Annotated in this window: 14 protein-coding genes; 10 read left to right on the top strand and 4 right to left on the bottom strand. The window is 71.9% G+C overall.

Annotated features, from left to right (window positions below):
- Positions 1 to 90 precede the first annotated feature (90 nt).
- A complete protein-coding gene (locus AC069T_RS29420; protein WP_478785636.1) occupies positions 91 to 1,713 on the bottom strand; it encodes an MFS transporter in 1,623 nt (540 codons plus the stop codon).
- A 113-nt stretch (positions 1,714 to 1,826) separates the two neighbouring features.
- On the opposite strand from AC069T_RS29420, the gene AC069T_RS29415 reads away from it, so the two are divergent.
- The 3 genes from AC069T_RS29415 (at position 1,827) to AC069T_RS29405 (ending at position 4,817) form a co-directional block, all read left to right on the top strand.
- Complete coding sequence (locus AC069T_RS29415; RefSeq protein ID WP_478785635.1) at positions 1,827 to 2,507, top strand: TetR family transcriptional regulator; 681 nt, start codon at positions 1,827 to 1,829, stop codon at positions 2,505 to 2,507.
- Between the two features lie 171 nt (positions 2,508 to 2,678).
- Entirely contained in the window at positions 2,679 to 3,896 is a 1,218-nt protein-coding gene (locus AC069T_RS29410; RefSeq protein ID WP_478785634.1) for an alpha/beta hydrolase, read from the top strand.
- A gap of 66 nt (positions 3,897 to 3,962) precedes the next feature.
- The gene (locus AC069T_RS29405; RefSeq protein ID WP_478785633.1) at positions 3,963 to 4,817 is read left to right on the top strand and encodes a DUF4429 domain-containing protein; all 855 of its coding nucleotides are present in this window, start codon (positions 3,963 to 3,965) and stop codon (positions 4,815 to 4,817) included.
- Positions 4,818 to 4,844: 27 nt separating this feature from the next.
- Here AC069T_RS29405 and AC069T_RS29400 read toward each other — a convergent pair whose 3' ends face one another.
- Both AC069T_RS29400 and AC069T_RS29395 read right to left on the bottom strand, forming a co-directional pair.
- Positions 4,845 to 5,861, bottom strand: a complete 1,017-nt coding sequence (locus tag AC069T_RS29400; protein WP_478785632.1) for an aldo/keto reductase — start codon at positions 5,859 to 5,861, stop codon at positions 4,845 to 4,847.
- The gene (locus tag AC069T_RS29395) at positions 5,858 to 6,337 is read right to left on the bottom strand and encodes a MerR family transcriptional regulator (RefSeq protein WP_476751728.1); all 480 of its coding nucleotides are present in this window, start codon (positions 6,335 to 6,337) and stop codon (positions 5,858 to 5,860) included. The genes AC069T_RS29400 and AC069T_RS29395 overlap by 4 nt, the downstream gene beginning before the upstream one ends.
- 95 nt (positions 6,338 to 6,432) lie before the next feature.
- Here AC069T_RS29395 and AC069T_RS29390 point away from each other — a divergent pair, with 95 nt between their 5' ends.
- Both AC069T_RS29390 and AC069T_RS29385 read left to right on the top strand, forming a co-directional pair.
- Positions 6,433 to 6,912, top strand: a complete 480-nt coding sequence (locus AC069T_RS29390; protein WP_478785631.1) for a GNAT family N-acetyltransferase — start codon at positions 6,433 to 6,435, stop codon at positions 6,910 to 6,912.
- Between the two features lie 10 nt (positions 6,913 to 6,922).
- The gene (locus AC069T_RS29385; protein ID WP_478785630.1) at positions 6,923 to 7,744 is read left to right on the top strand and encodes a serine hydrolase domain-containing protein; all 822 of its coding nucleotides are present in this window, start codon (positions 6,923 to 6,925) and stop codon (positions 7,742 to 7,744) included.
- A 111-nt stretch (positions 7,745 to 7,855) separates the two neighbouring features.
- Here the strand turns inward: AC069T_RS29385 and AC069T_RS29380 are convergent, their stop codons facing one another.
- A complete protein-coding gene (locus tag AC069T_RS29380; protein ID WP_478785641.1) occupies positions 7,856 to 8,512 on the bottom strand; it encodes a pirin family protein in 657 nt (218 codons plus the stop codon).
- 84 nt (positions 8,513 to 8,596) lie between these two features.
- Between AC069T_RS29380 and AC069T_RS29375 the strand changes: the two genes are divergently transcribed.
- The 5 genes from AC069T_RS29375 (at position 8,597) to fabF (ending at position 13,532) form a co-directional block, all read left to right on the top strand.
- Entirely contained in the window at positions 8,597 to 9,802 is a 1,206-nt protein-coding gene (locus AC069T_RS29375; protein ID WP_478785629.1) for a PucR family transcriptional regulator, read from the top strand.
- Positions 9,803 to 9,891: 89 nt separating this feature from the next.
- The gene (locus AC069T_RS29370; RefSeq protein WP_478785628.1) at positions 9,892 to 10,809 is read left to right on the top strand and encodes an ACP S-malonyltransferase; all 918 of its coding nucleotides are present in this window, start codon (positions 9,892 to 9,894) and stop codon (positions 10,807 to 10,809) included.
- 14 nt (positions 10,810 to 10,823) lie between these two features.
- A complete protein-coding gene (locus tag AC069T_RS29365) occupies positions 10,824 to 11,855 on the top strand; it encodes a beta-ketoacyl-ACP synthase 3 (RefSeq protein WP_478785627.1) in 1,032 nt (343 codons plus the stop codon).
- Positions 11,856 to 11,927: 72 nt separating this feature from the next.
- Positions 11,928 to 12,176 (top strand): acyl carrier protein, encoded by a 249-nt coding sequence (locus AC069T_RS29360; protein ID WP_478785626.1) that lies wholly within the window; start codon positions 11,928 to 11,930, stop codon positions 12,174 to 12,176.
- An 84-nt stretch (positions 12,177 to 12,260) separates the two neighbouring features.
- Positions 12,261 to 13,532: a beta-ketoacyl-ACP synthase II gene (gene fabF / locus AC069T_RS29355; protein ID WP_476751723.1), complete on the top strand. Its 1,272-nt coding sequence runs from the start codon at positions 12,261 to 12,263 to the stop codon at positions 13,530 to 13,532.
- Positions 13,533 to 13,685: the final 153 nt, after the last annotated feature.

The following is a 13,685-nucleotide window of genomic DNA, read 5'->3' as shown; positions in this document are numbered from 1 at the left end:
GGAGTCGACGCGGAGCGTCGGCGACCGACGACAACGCCGCAGATGTGCGTGCCAGACCCCGCGACGCCGGCGTGATCCAAACGACAGGCCCTAGATGTGTCCGGCTCCCGGGCCCGCCGCGTCCGCGTTGACGCCGCGCTTGGTGAGGAGCGCGACGAAGACGGCCACGAGCGCGACCCCGGCGGCGACGAGGCACGCGAGGCTCATGCCGGAGATGAAGGTGTCGTGGGCGACGCTCGTGATCTTCTCGGCGATCCCGGCCGGTGTGCCCTTCGGCACCGGCGCGGCGCCCTGCTGGACCGCCTGCGAGGCCTGGTCCAGCTGCGTCCCGGTGAGCGGCGGCAGCTTGGCGTCGGCCCAGTTGCCCGCGAGGTCGTTGTCGACCTTGGAGGCCATCACGGCTCCGAGGACCGCCGTACCGAGGCTGCCGCCGATCTGCATCGCCGCCTGCTGGAGGCCGCCGGCGACCCCGGAGAGCTCCATCGGCGCGTTGCCCACGATGACTTCGGTGGCACCGACCATGACCGGGGCGAGTCCGAGGCCGAGTCCGGCGAACCAGAGCGACATGACGGCGCTGCCGGTGTCCGTGTCCAGCGTGGACATGCCGTACATGGAGATCGCGGTGAGCGCCATGCCGCCCGCCAGCGGGAGGCGCGGCCCGGTCTTGGTGATGAGGAAGCCGGCCAGCGGCGAGCCGACAATCATCATGCCGGTGAGCGGCAGCAGGTGCAGGCCCGCGTCGACCGGGCTCATGCCGTGCACGTTCTGCAGGTAGAAGGTGACGAAGAACAGTCCGCCCAGGAAGGCGATGGCCATCAGGACCATGAGCACCACGCCGGCCGACAGCGGCACGGAGCGGAAGAGGGCGAGGGGGACCAGCGGCTCGCGGACCTTGGTCTCCCAGAGCGCGAAGAGGCCGAAGCCGAGCACCGAGGCACCGAGGAAGGTCCAGGTGAGGCCGTCGCCCCAGCCCCAGGCGGGGGCCTTGATGAGGGCCCAGACCAGGCAGAACATGGCCCCCGAGAGCAGGGCTATGCCGAGGATGTCGAAGGAGCGCGGCGCGTTCTTGGCGCGGTGGTCGGTCAGGATGAGGGCGCCGAGGACCAGCGCGAGGACGCCGACCGGCACGTTGATGAAGAACACCGACTGCCAGCTGACGTGCTGCACGAGCAGACCGCCGAGGATCGGGCCGCCCGCCGTGGACGCGCCGATCACCATGCCCCAGATGCCGATGGCCATGTTCAGCTTCTCGGCCGGGAAGGTGGCCCGCAGCAGACCGAGCGCGGCCGGCATCAGCAGCGCGCCGAACAGGCCCTGGAAGACACGGAAGGTGACCACCAGCGCGATGCTGTCGGACAGGCCGATGGCCCCGGACGCGGCGGCGAAGCCGACCACGCCGATCAGGAAGGTCTGCCGGTGCCCGAACCGGTCGCCGAGCTTGCCCGCGGTGATCAGGGTGACCGCGAGGGCGAGGAAGTACGCGTTGGTGATCCACTGGACGTCGGCGAAGCTGGCGCCGAGGTCCTTGGCGATGGCCGGGTTCGCGATGGCGACGATGGTGCCGTCCAGGGCGACCATCATGACGCCGATCGCGACGCTGATCAGCGTCAGCCAGGGATGGCCACGCAACCCCTTGGCGGGGCTCGGTCCGGACGGGGTGGCCGGGGCCTTGTCGGCCGGGCCCGTCGCGTCGACGGTGGTCTGACTAGTCATACGTTCGAGATTAGTGACAGTCGCTGACAGTTGACAAACCAATTCATTAGTCGGTAACTGTCACGTCGCCCGGCGTACGCCCGGCACGGCGGCAGCACGGAACGGGGAACCCGATGGACACAGCGTCACGACCGGGACTGCGCGAGCGCAAGAAGCGGCGCACCCGGGACGCGCTGCTGCGAGCCGCCCTCGAACTGTTCACGACCCAGGGGTACGAACGGACGACGGTCGACGAGATCGCCGAGGCCGTCGACGTCTCCCAGCGCACGTTCTTCCGCTACTTCGCAGGCAAGGAGGAGGCCGCCTTCGCCGTCCAGGAGATGACGGAGGCGCACTTCGTCGAGGCGCTGCGCGGACGGCCGCCCCAGGAGGCCCCGCTGGAGGCGCTGCGCCGGGCCGTGCTGGAGGGCTGGGACACCATCGGCGAGGCGATCGCGCAGGTCGTCCCGCTCGAACTGCACATGCGGACCTTCCAGCTGATCGAGTCGACACCCGCCCTGCTCGCCGCGCATCTGCGCCGGTCCGCCGAGGTGGAGGAGGAGCTCGCCCGGGTGATCGCGGACCGGGAGGGTCTCGACGTGGACGCGGACCTGCGGCCGCGGGTCGCGGTGGCCGTGTTCGGCGGGGTGATGCGGGTGACCGGGAGGCAGTGGGGCGCCGGCGAGGACATCAGCGTCGAGGCGATCCGCGAGCTGACCGCCTCCTATCTCGACCAGCTGGAGCCCGCGCTGGCGCGGACCTGGCGCACGGGAAACGAGCCGGCGGAACCGGGACACACGCTCCGGGACGCGTGACGATCGCCTGACGCAACGTCACAATGCATCCCGGTACGACGGGTGCGCGAATACGGAGAGTGAAGGTTTGACGCGAACCGGACCCTCCATGACCCGATTACCGCACGGGAAACGTGATCTGCGCCACTCGGTTAACGCGAGACACTCCCGTTCTCCTAGTGTGTCCTTCCAGTGACTTCCTTCGGCTCCTCCCCCCAACTCAACGCCTCGCGCGCACTGCTCGCGCTGGCCGTGGTGTTCGTGATGCTGGCGACCACCGGATGGACCGCCGTGCACAGCCACCGGGGGCAGTCGCCGCTCGAGGCGTCGCGCTCGAAGTGGGAGCACGGGCGCCTGGACGGACACCGGTTGCCGGACCCCGACTCCGCGCCGGGCCGCCTCGCCCGCTTCTTCGCCTCGCTCGACGCCCACCAGCGCACCCGTCTCGCCCACCGCTATCCGCTGGCGGTCGGCAACATGAACGGCGCGCCCGTGCGGCTCCGTTACCGGGCCAACCGGCTCGCGCTCGGGCAGCAGCGCAGGGTCGAACGCACCCGCATGCGCGACAACCGCCTCTCGTCCGCGGGACAGCAGCAGGCCGGCCGCCGCATGCACCGCTACGAGGCCCTGCTGAAGCGCAGGCGGCAGATCCTGGCCTTCGACCCCGGGGGCTCGGGCCGGATCGCGGAGGTCTTCGGCAACCTGACCCGAGCCGAGCGGATCTCGGTCGTGGTGCCCGGCGTCGACACGGACCTCCTCACCTTCCAGCGCACCTTCCGCAAGTACTCGGCGCCCGTCGGCATGGCGCGCGCCCTGTACCGGGCCGAGCGCGCGACGGCTCCGAGGACGCGTACGGCCGTCATCGCCTGGGCCGACTACACGGCACCGAGCGGACTCGGCATGGACGCCGCCACGGCCATGCGGGCCGAGGACGGCGCGGTCCGGCTGAACCGGCTGCTGCGCGCACTGCCCGGCGAGGCGCCCGTCGCGCTGTACTGCCACAGCTACGGCTCGGTGGTCTGCGGGATCGCCGCGCACGAACTGCCCGGGCGGGTCGCCGACCTCGCCGTCGCGGGCAGCCCCGGCATGCGCGCCGAGAACGCCGGCCGGCTGGGCACCACCGCCCAGGTCTGGGCGATGCGCGACGCCGACGACTGGATCCGGGACGTGCCGCACCTGGAGGTGGGCGGGCTCGGACACGGCGCCGACCCGGTCTCCGCCGGCTTCGGGGCGCGGGTCCTCTCCGCGGACGGCGCGCAGGGACACGGCGGCTATTTCGAGCCCGGCACCGGGAGCCTGCGCAACTTCGCCGAGATCGGCGTCGGCGCGTACCGCGCGGTGCGCTGCGCCCGCAAGGACGACGTGTGCAGGAAGGGTTTGTCCGCCGCGACGTCGGCCGGACGCGCGTAGCGAGCGAGGAACTGCGGTCGCTCCGGGGAGGCGACGCGGGGACGCCTGCCGCATACGATGTGCCGCATGGGTGACGTACTGGCCGGATTTCATGCCGCCTGGGAGTTCGAGTCCGACTCCGTCCTCATCCGCTTCGAGCGGGGGATCCGTACGCCGAAGCTGTTCCAGGCGCTCGGCGAACGCCGGGTCCCCCTGGAGGCGCTCGCGGCCGTGACCCTCACTCCCGGAAAGCGGGGGACGGTGGTCCTGCACGCCGTGCCGAGACCGGGCGCCGATCCCCTGATGGCGGCGGCCGACGGTCAGCTGAAGGAAGCCTGCGACCCCTACCGGCTGGTGCTGCCCGCCGAGCGCGAGACGCTCGCCGAGTACTACGCGGACGAGCTGCGCGCACGGGTCCGAGCAGACGGTTCTCCCGCCGAGCGCTTCCTCGTGGAGCCGCCCGAGGCGCCCCGGCACTTCAAGGCGTACGACGCGAAGGCGTCCTTCGACGGCGGGCAGGTGTCGTTCCGGTGGTTCTGGACCGGCGCCTCCTCCGCCAAGTGGAAGGCCGGCGACCAGAGTTTCCCGGTCGCCGCCCTCAGCGGGGTCGAGTGGCGCTCCCCCGAGATCTTCGAGGGCCACCTGCGGCTGCTGCACCGCGAGCCGACCGCCCCGCAGCCCGCGCAGGCCGACCAGGATCCGGCGGCCGTCGTCTTCGGCCTCGGCTACGGTCCGGTGCACGAGTCGCTGCCGTTCGCGGCCTCGGTGCTGGCCGCCGTACGCGCCGCCGGGCCGCCCGCCCCGGTCGCGGTGTCCGCGCCCCACCGCGACCCCGCCGACATCGCCGAGCGCATCCGTCACCTCGGCGAGCTGCACCTGGCGGGTCTGGTGACGGACGCGGAGTTCACGGCGAAGAAGGCGCAGCTGCTGGCGGAGCTGTAGGGCCCGGCCGCACGGGCCCCGGGCGCGCTACTCGCGGCCCGCGGACGTGAACGTCATGTCCGCGTAGCGGTCGCCGGACACCTGGGCGGCGACCGGCTCCAGCAGCGCGAGTTCCTCGTCGGTGAGGACGATGCGGGTGGCCGCGGCGTTCTCCTCGACGCGGGTGCGCTTGCGGGTGCCGGGGATCGGGACGACGGTCAGTCCGTGCACGGCGGCCCGCTGCTGCACCCAGGCCAGCGCGATCTGGGCCGGCGAGGCGCCGTGGGCGTCGGCCACGGCGCGCACCGGCTCCAGCAGCGCCGCGTTGGCTGCCGCGTTCTCGCCGGTGAAGCGGGGCTGGTGGCGCCGGAAGTCGTCCGCGGTCAGGTCCTTCTCCGCGTTCGCGAAGGAGCCGGTGAGGAAGCCGCGGCCGAGCGGCGAGTACGGCACGAGGGCCACGCCGAGCTCCAGCGCCGCGGGGACCACGCCCGCCTCGATGTCCCGGCTGAACAGCGACCACTCCGACTGCACGGCCGCGATCGGGTGCACGCCCTGCGCGGTGCGCAGTTCGCTTCCGGTGACCTCGCTCAGCCCGAGGTGCCTGACCTTGCCCTCGCGCACCAGCTCCGCCATGGTCCCGACGGACTCCTCGATCGGGACGCCGGGGTCGCGCCGGTGCATGTAGTAGAGGTCGATCACGTCGACGTCGAGGCGCTTGAGGCTGGCCTCCACCGCCTGGCGGATGTACGGCGTGTCGTTGCGGATGACCCGCTTCGTGGGCTCGTCCGGCGGGATCGACAGGGCGAACTTCGTCGCGATGACGACCTCGTCCCGGTGCGCCTTGAAGAACGGCGAGAGGAACTCCTCGTTGTCGCCCGCTCCGTAGGCGTCCGCGGTGTCGTAGAGCGTCACGCCGAGTTCCAGGGCGCGCTCCAGGGTGGCCCGCGCCTCACCGGCGTCCGTCGGACCGTACGCGAAGCTCATGCCCATGCAGCCGAGGCCCTGCACGCCGACCTCCGGGCCGCCGGTGCCGAGCTCCGCCTTCGCGATCCTGCTGTCCGTCATCGGGACCTCTCCGACGCCGGGGCACGCCCGGCGTCCGCATAGAAACTGATCTTGTGGTCGAGCACGGCGAGGGTGTCCTGCAGCTCGGCGATCCGCGCCCGCACGTCCCGGCGGGTCGCCTCCAGCAGCTCGAACCGCTCGCCGTAGGTGTGGTCGCCCGCGCGCACCAGCTCCGCGTACCGCACCATGTCGGCGACCGGCATGCCGGTCAGCCGCAGCTTCCCGACGAGGTTCAGCCAGTCCAGGTCGCGGTTGCTGTAGCGGCGCTGGCCGGTGTGCGAGCGGTCGATGTGGGACATCAGCCCGATCCGCTCGTACCAGCGCAGGGTGTGCGCGGTCAGGCCGGTGAAGGCGACGACCTCGCTGATCGTGTAGTTGTCCCGGCCGTCCGGGCGGGGGTGGCGCTCCGGCGCCGAGGCGCAGGCGTCCGTGCCGCTGCCGGCACCGGTGTCGGCCGTGGTCTCCATCACCGTCATGCCTCCACGCTAAAACCCTGGAGTGCACTTCAAGCAAGTGCGTTCCGCTGAAATTCCGGCGACGCCACGACGTCGGGGCGGTTAGCGTGCGGATCATGAGTCTCGTACGCCGGGCCGTGCCCGAGGACGCCGGGGAGCTGCTCCGGCTGCGTCAGGTGATGATCGACTCGATGCCGGGGGCCGACGGCTCCACGCTGTGGCACACCGAGTCGCTGCCCACGCTGCGGCGCAGGCTGGCGGAGCCGGACGGCGACTTCGCCGCCTTCGTCGTCGACCATCCGCAGCGGCCGGGGGCGCTGGCCGCGCTGGTCGCCGGGACGGTCGAGTACCGGATCGGGCGCGCGGGCAATCCGCACGGCGCGGTCGGCCATGTCTTCAGTGTCGCCACCGACCCGGACGCCCGGCTGCGCGGGTACGCGCGGGCGGGCATGGAGGCGCTGCTCGACTGGTTCCGCGGGCGGGGCGTCCCCCAGGTCGACCTGAACGCGTCCGCCGGGGCCGAGCCGCTGTACGCCTCGCTCGGCTTCGTGCGCAAGCCCGACCCCTCGATGCGGCTGGAGCTGCGCGGCGCTTAGTCTCGTGGGCATGTCCTTGCAGAGCCTGGCGTTGATCGAGAACTGGCCCGTTCCCACGGCCGCGGCGGCCGTCGTCCGCGCGGACGGCACGGTGCTGGGGGCGCACGGCCCCGGCGGGCAGCGTTTCGCGCTGGCCTCGGTCACCAAGCCGCTCGCCGCGTACGCCGTCCTCGTCGCGTACGAGGAGGGGGCGGTCGAGCTCGACGAGCCGGCCGGGCCGCAGGGCTCGACGGTCCGCCATCTCCTCGCGCACACCTCCGGGCTCGCCTTCGACGAGCACCGGGTGATGTCCGCGCCCGGGGAGCGGCGGCTGTACTCCAACGCCGGCTTCGAGGTGCTCGGGGACCACATCGCGAAGGCGACCGGGATCCCCTTCGCCGAGTATCTGCGCCAGGGGGTCCTGGAGCCGCTCGGCATGACGTCGACCACGCTCGACGGGTCGCCCGCGAAGGACGGGGTGTCCACGGTGGACGACCTCGTGCGGTTCGCGGCCGAGGTGCAGGCGCCGCGGCTGCTCGATCCGCGGACCGTGGCGGAGGCCATGTCCGTGCAGTTCCCCGGCACGAAGGGTGTGCTGCCGGGGTACGGGCACCAGAACCCCAACGACTGGGGGCTCGGGTTCGAGATCCGTGACTCCAAGTCGCCGCACTGGACGGGAACTTCGTCCTCGGCGGGGACCTTCGGGCACTTCGGGCAGTCCGGTACGTTCCTGTGGGTCGACCCCGTCGCGGGGGTCGCGTGTGTGGCCTTCACGGACCGGGCGTTCGGGCCCTGGGCGGCCGAGGTGTGGCCGCCCTTCACCGACGCGGTGCTCGCGGAGCTTTCCGGCTGAGGCCCGCCGGGGGCTTCTTGCGCCCCCTGTGTCCCTGCCCGTCCCGACTCGGGGCTTCCGCCCCGTGCAACGCTCCTCAAACGCGGGAGGGGCTGATTCCCGGCCCCGTGCTCAGACCGTCGTCATCTCCCAGACGAGGAGTTCCGCCGGGGAGCCCGCTATGGCTTCCAGGTTCTTCGCGTCGGTGAGGCGGGCCGCGTCGCCAGTCTCCAGCTCCAGGCCGTCCAGCCGGACTTCACCGCGCACGACGTGGACGTAGACGAACGGCGCGTCCGGGATCGCGGTGCGCTCGCTCGCGGTCAGGCGGCGCACGTGGAGCATGGCCCCCGCCTCGGGGACCGCGTACGGCGTGGAGTCCGCGATGCCGTGGACGATCTCGTAGGCGGGGTCGCCGCCCGGTTCCAGCGGGGCCAGCCACATCTGGACGAAGGTCAGCGGCGTCAGGCCGTCGTTGCGTTCCACGTGACGGACACCGCCCGCCGAGCTGAGGCGCTGCACGTCGCCGGCGCGGACCCGCGACTCGTGTCCCGCGGAGTCGCGGTGCGTCAGTTCGCCCTCGATCACCCAGGTGACGATCTCGGTGTGGCTGTGCGGGTGTTCGTCGAAGCCGGCGCCGGGCGCGAGCCGCTCCTCGTTGCAGGCGATGAGCGGGCCGAAGCGGAGGTTGTCGGGGTCGTAGTGGGGGCCGAAGGAGAAGGCGTGCAGGGAGGAGATCCCGGCCGCCGGGTCCCCTCCGCGGTAGCGCTCGTCGGCGCGCCGTACGTCCATCACGGAGCCCACGGTAGCCCCGCGGGGCCGGGGCACCGGGACCCGGCGCGGCGCACTCACGTCCGGATGAGGCAGTCTTGTCCCGTGCCCGAACCCCAAACCAGCAACACCGAACCCGCAGCGCGCGCACCCCACACGCACTCCGCGACCCTGAGGCGGCTGGAGAAGTCGTCCGGGAGTCTCGCGGCGCAGGCCATCGCGCGCATGGACGAGACGCTGCCGTGGTACCGGGCCATGCCGCCGGAGAACCGGTCGTGGATCGGGCTGGTCGCCCAGGCGGGGATCGCCGCCTTCACCGAGTGGTTCCGGCGTCCCGACGCCCCCCAGGCCATCTCCACCGACGTCTTCGGCACCGCTCCCCGCGAGCTGACCCGGGCGATCACCCTGCGCCAGACCGTCGAGATGGTGCGGACCACCATCGAGGTCATGGAGAGCGCGATCGACGAGGTCGCGGCGCCCGGAGACGAATCCGTTCTGCGCGAGGCGCTCCTCGTCTACGCCCGCGAGATCGCCTTCGCCACCGCACAGGTGTACGCCCAGGCGGCGGAGGCCCGGGGCGCCTGGGACGCGCGGCTGGAGTCCCTCGTGGTCAACGCCGTGCTGTCCGGCGAGGCCGACGAGGGTGCCGTATCCCGCGCCGCCGCGCTCGGCTGGAACTCGCCCGAACACGTCTGTGTGGTGCTGGGTACGGCACCGGACGGCGACAGCGAGCTGACGGTCGAGGCGATCCGGCGGGCGGCGCGGCACGCCAAGCTCCAGGTGCTCACCGGAGTGCTCGGTGACCGGCTCGTCGTGATCGCCGGCGGCAGCGACAACCCGCTCGCCGTCGCCAAGTCGCTGATCGGTCCGTACGCGGCGGGATCCGTCGTCGCGGGCCCGATCGTGCCCGACCTGCTGGCCGCGACCCGGTCCGCGCAGGCCGCGGCGGCCGGTCTGAAGGCCTGTTTCGCCTGGCAGGACGCCCCGCGGCCGGTCCTGGCGGACGATCTGCTGCCGGAGCGCGCGATGGCCGGGGATCCCTCGGCCCGCGAGCAGCTGGTGGAGGAGATCTACAGACCGCTGGAGGAGGCCGGGTCCGCGCTCCTGGAAACGCTGAGCGTGTATCTGGAGCAGGCGAGCAGTCTCGAGGGCGCGGCCCGGATGCTCTTCGTGCATCCCAACACCGTGCGCTACCGGCTCCGACGTGTGACTGACGTCACCGGCTGGTCGCCCTCCGATGTACGCTCCGCCTTCACACTGCGCATCGCCCTGATCCTGGGGCGTCTGGCCGATGGAGATCCTCAGGCCTAGGCTTTTGTCGGGGGTCCACAATTCCCCCTCCTGTTCTTCGTCCTTGTCCCCACGGGCGGCCGTGGCCGTCCACAAGAGAGAGTGTGAGAGTGCTCGTACTCGTCGCTCCCGGCCAGGGCGCCCAGACGCCCGGCTTCCTGACTCCCTGGCTCGACCTCCCCGGGGCCGCCGACCGCATCGCCGCGTGGTCGGACGCCATCGGGCTCGACCTCGCCCACTACGGCACGAAGGCCGACGCGGACGAGATCCGCGACACGGCCGTGGCGCAGCCCCTGCTCGTCGCGGCCGGACTGCTGTCCGCGTCCGCTCTCGGCGACGTGGTCCCCGGGGCCGTCGCGGGCCACAGCGTCGGTGAGATCACCGCCGCCGCGGTGGCCGGTGTGTTCGCGGAGACCGAGGCGCTCCGGCTCGTCCGCAAGCGCGGCCTGGCGATGGCCGAGGCCGCCGCCGTCACGCGGACCGGCATGTCCGCCCTGCTCGGCGGCGACCCGGAGACGACCGTGCCGCACCTGGAGAAGCTCGGCCTGACCCCGGCGAACATGAACGGCGCGGGCCAGATCGTCGCCGCCGGTACGCTGGAGCAGCTGGCCGCCCTGGAGGCCGACAAGCCCGAAGGCGTGCGCAAGGTGATCGCGCTGAAGGTCGCCGGCGCGTTCCACACGCACCACATGGCGCCCGCCGTCGACGTGCTCGCGAAGGCCGCCGCGGACCTGACCCCGGCCGACCCTAAGGTCGCGTACGTGTCGAACAAGGACGGCCGGTCCGTCGCCACCGGTGACGAGGTCGTCTCGCGTCTCGTCGGCCAGGTCGCCAACCCGGTCCGCTGGGACCTGTGCATGGAGACCTTCAAGGAGCTCGGTGCGACCGCGCTGGTCGAGCTGTGCCCCGGCGGCACGCTCACCGGCCTGGCCAAGCGCGCGCTGCCCGGCGTCAGGACGCTGGCGCTGAAGACACCCGACGACCTCGACGCGGCTCGCGAGCTCATCGCCGAGCACAGCGCGGCCTAAGGAGCTCGGAGAGCATGTCGAAGATCAAGGCAGGAAAGGGCGCACCGTACGCACGGATCCTCGGCGTGGGCGGCTACCGTCCGGTGCGGGTCGTGCCCAACGAGGTGATCCTCGAGACGATCGACTCGTCCGACGAATGGATCCGCTCGCGCTCCGGCATCGAGACCCGGCACTGGGCCTCCGACGAGGAGACGGTCGCCGCGATGTCGATCGAGGCGTCCGGCAAGGCGATCGCGGACGCGGGGATCTCCGCCGAGCAGATCGGCGCCGTGGTGGTCTCCACCGTCTCGCACTTCAGCCAGACCCCGGCCATCGCGACCGAGATCGCCGACAAGCTGGGCACGGCGAGGGCGGCGGCCTTCGACATCTCTGCGGGCTGCGCGGGCTTCGGCTACGGGCTCACCCTCGCCAAGGGCATGATCGTCGAGGGTTCCGCGGAGTACGTGCTGGTCATCGGCGTGGAGCGGCTGTCCGACCTGACCGACCTGGAGGACCGCGCGACGGCCTTCCTGTTCGGTGACGGCGCCGGCGCGGTCGTCGTGGGCCCGTCCGAGGAGCCGCACATCGGCCCCACCGTCTGGGGTTCCGAGGGCGACAAGGCCGGCACGATCAAGCAGACCGTGCCGTGGGACCGCTTCCACACGGGAGACGTGTCCAGCCTGCCGCTCGACTCCAAGGGCGAGATCAAGTTCCCCGCCATCACGCAGGAGGGCCAGGCGGTGTTCCGCTGGGCCGTGTTCGAGATGGCGAAGGTCGCCCAGCAGGCGCTGGACGCGGCCGGGATCGCCCCGGCCGACCTGGACGTGTTCATTCCGCACCAGGCCAACGAGCGGATCATCGACTCGATGGTGAAGACCCTCAAACTGCCGGCGCACGTCACGGTCGCCCGGGACGTACGCACCACCGGCAACACGTCGGCCGCCTCGATTCCGCTTGCTATGGAGCGGCTTCTGGCGACCGGCGAGGCGAAGAGCGGCGACACCGCGCTCGTCATCGGCTTCGGGGCGGGTCTGGTCTACGCCGCCACGGTCGTTACCCTCCCCTAGGCACACCGTCCGGATCGTCTCCGGCCGGAGTACCGCCACACCCTCTGGATACATACCGAAGGAGCGCCTGACATGGCCGCCACTCTGGAAGAGATCGTCGAAGGTCTCGCCGAGATCGTGAACGAGATCGCCGGGATCCCCACCGAGGACGTCCAGCTGGACAAGTCCTTCACCGACGACCTGGACGTCGACTCGCTGTCCATGGTCGAGGTCGTCGTCGCCGCCGAAGAGCGTTTCGACGTCAAGATCCCCGACGACGACGTCAAGAACCTGAAGACCGTCGGTGACGCCGCCGACTACATCCTGAAGCACCAGGTCTGATCACCCGATCTCCCCTGGGCTGACTGCCCCGCCACCCGGCGGTGGCGCCGCTGAATCCTCGTATCCGTTGGAGAAAGAATTCCCGTGAGCCCGACCAATCGCACCGTGGTCGTCACCGGTATCGGCGCAACCACACCGCTGGGTGGCGACGCAGCCTCTACCTGGGAGGGCCTCGTCGCCGGACGTTCCGGCGTCGGTCCCCTGGAGCAGGAGTGGGCCGCCGATCAGGCGGTCCGCATCGCTGCGCAGATCGCCGTGGAACCGGGCGAGGTCATCCCCCGCCCGCAGGCCCGCCGTCTCGACCGCTCGGCGCAGTTCGCGCTGATCGCGGCCAAGGAGGCCTGGGCCGACGCGGGCTTCACCGGCAAGGCCGGTGAGGACACCGCCGTCGACCCCGACCGGCTGGGCGCGGTCATCGCCTCCGGCATCGGTGGCGTGACCACCCTGCTCGACCAGTACGACGTGCTCAAGGAGAAGGGCGTACGCCGCGTCTCCCCGCACACCGTCCCCATGCTGATGCCCAACGGGCCGTCCGCCAACGTGGGCCTCGCCGTGGGCGCCCGCGCCGGCGTGCACACCCCGGTCTCCGCCTGTGCGTCGGGCGCCGAGGCGATCGGCTACGCGATCGAGATGATCCGTACCGGCCGCGCCGACGTCGTCGTCGCCGGCGGCACCGAGGCGGCCATCCACCCGCTGCCCATCGCCGCCTTCGGCAACATGATGGCGATGTCCAAGAACAACGACGACCCGCAGGGCGCCTCGCGTCCCTACGACGTCGGCCGCGACGGCTTCGTCCTCGGCGAGGGCGCCGGCGTCCTCGTCCTGGAGTCGGCCGAGCACGCCGCCGCGCGCGGCGCCCGGGTGTACGCGGAGGCGGTCGGCCAGGGCATCTCGGCCGACGCCCACGACATCGTGCAGCCGGAGCCCGAGGGCCGCGGCATCTCGCACGCCCTGCAGAACCTGCTCGACAACACCGACCTGGACCCGGCGGAGATCGTGCACGTCAACGCGCACGCCACCTCGACGCCTGCCGGTGACGTGGCCGAACTGAAGGCGCTGCGCAAGGTGTTCGGCGACGACGCCGACCACATGGCGGTCTCCGCGACCAAGTCGATGACCGGGCACCTGCTCGGCGGCGCCGGCGGCGTCGAGTCCGTCGCCTCGGTCCTCGCCCTGTACCACCGGATCGCCCCGCCGACCATCAACGTGGAGAACCTCGACCCGGAGGCCGAGGCCAACGCCGACATCGTCCGCGGCGAGGCGCGCAAGCTCCCCGTCGAGGGCCGTATCGCCGCGCTGAACGACTCGTTCGGCTTCGGCGGCCACAACGTGGTGCTGGCGTTCCGGACCGTCTAGAACACCCCGTACGGCGTCGGGAACCGGCCGTACGGGTCGTACACACGGGAGGGGGCCCCCCCCTTGGGGGGGGGCCCCCCCCTGTTCGTTGCGGTGGGTGAAGGAGCCCGGGGGGGACAAGTGAGCGGGGGCACCCCTCCGGCTTCCCCTCCG

It is taken from the genome of Streptomyces sp. NPDC043867 (genome assembly GCF_056435845.1).
Note: the sequence above shows the minus strand (reverse complement) of the source record. Positions and strands in the feature narration are given on the sequence as shown.

What these genes read in the sequence shown, in the direction of transcription:
- AC069T_RS29420 (WP_478785636.1), bottom strand. Translation starts at nt 1,713, where the DNA reads ATGACTAGTCAGACCACCGTCGACGCGACGGGCCCGGCCGACAAGGCC.
- AC069T_RS29415 (WP_478785635.1), top strand. Translation starts at nt 1,827, where the DNA reads ATGGACACAGCGTCACGACCGGGACTGCGCGAGCGCAAGAAGCGGCGC.
- AC069T_RS29405 (WP_478785633.1), top strand. Translation starts at nt 3,963, where the DNA reads ATGGGTGACGTACTGGCCGGATTTCATGCCGCCTGGGAGTTCGAGTCC.
- AC069T_RS29400 (WP_478785632.1), bottom strand. Translation starts at nt 5,861, where the DNA reads ATGACGGACAGCAGGATCGCGAAGGCGGAGCTCGGCACCGGCGGCCCG.
- AC069T_RS29395 (WP_476751728.1), bottom strand. Translation starts at nt 6,337, where the DNA reads ATGACGGTGATGGAGACCACGGCCGACACCGGTGCCGGCAGCGGCACG.
- AC069T_RS29390 (WP_478785631.1), top strand. Translation starts at nt 6,433, where the DNA reads ATGAGTCTCGTACGCCGGGCCGTGCCCGAGGACGCCGGGGAGCTGCTC.
- AC069T_RS29385 (WP_478785630.1), top strand. Translation starts at nt 6,923, where the DNA reads ATGTCCTTGCAGAGCCTGGCGTTGATCGAGAACTGGCCCGTTCCCACG.
- AC069T_RS29380 (WP_478785641.1), bottom strand. Translation starts at nt 8,512, where the DNA reads ATGGACGTACGGCGCGCCGACGAGCGCTACCGCGGAGGGGACCCGGCG.
- AC069T_RS29365 (WP_478785627.1), top strand. Translation starts at nt 10,824, where the DNA reads ATGTCGAAGATCAAGGCAGGAAAGGGCGCACCGTACGCACGGATCCTC.
- AC069T_RS29360 (WP_478785626.1), top strand. Translation starts at nt 11,928, where the DNA reads ATGGCCGCCACTCTGGAAGAGATCGTCGAAGGTCTCGCCGAGATCGTG.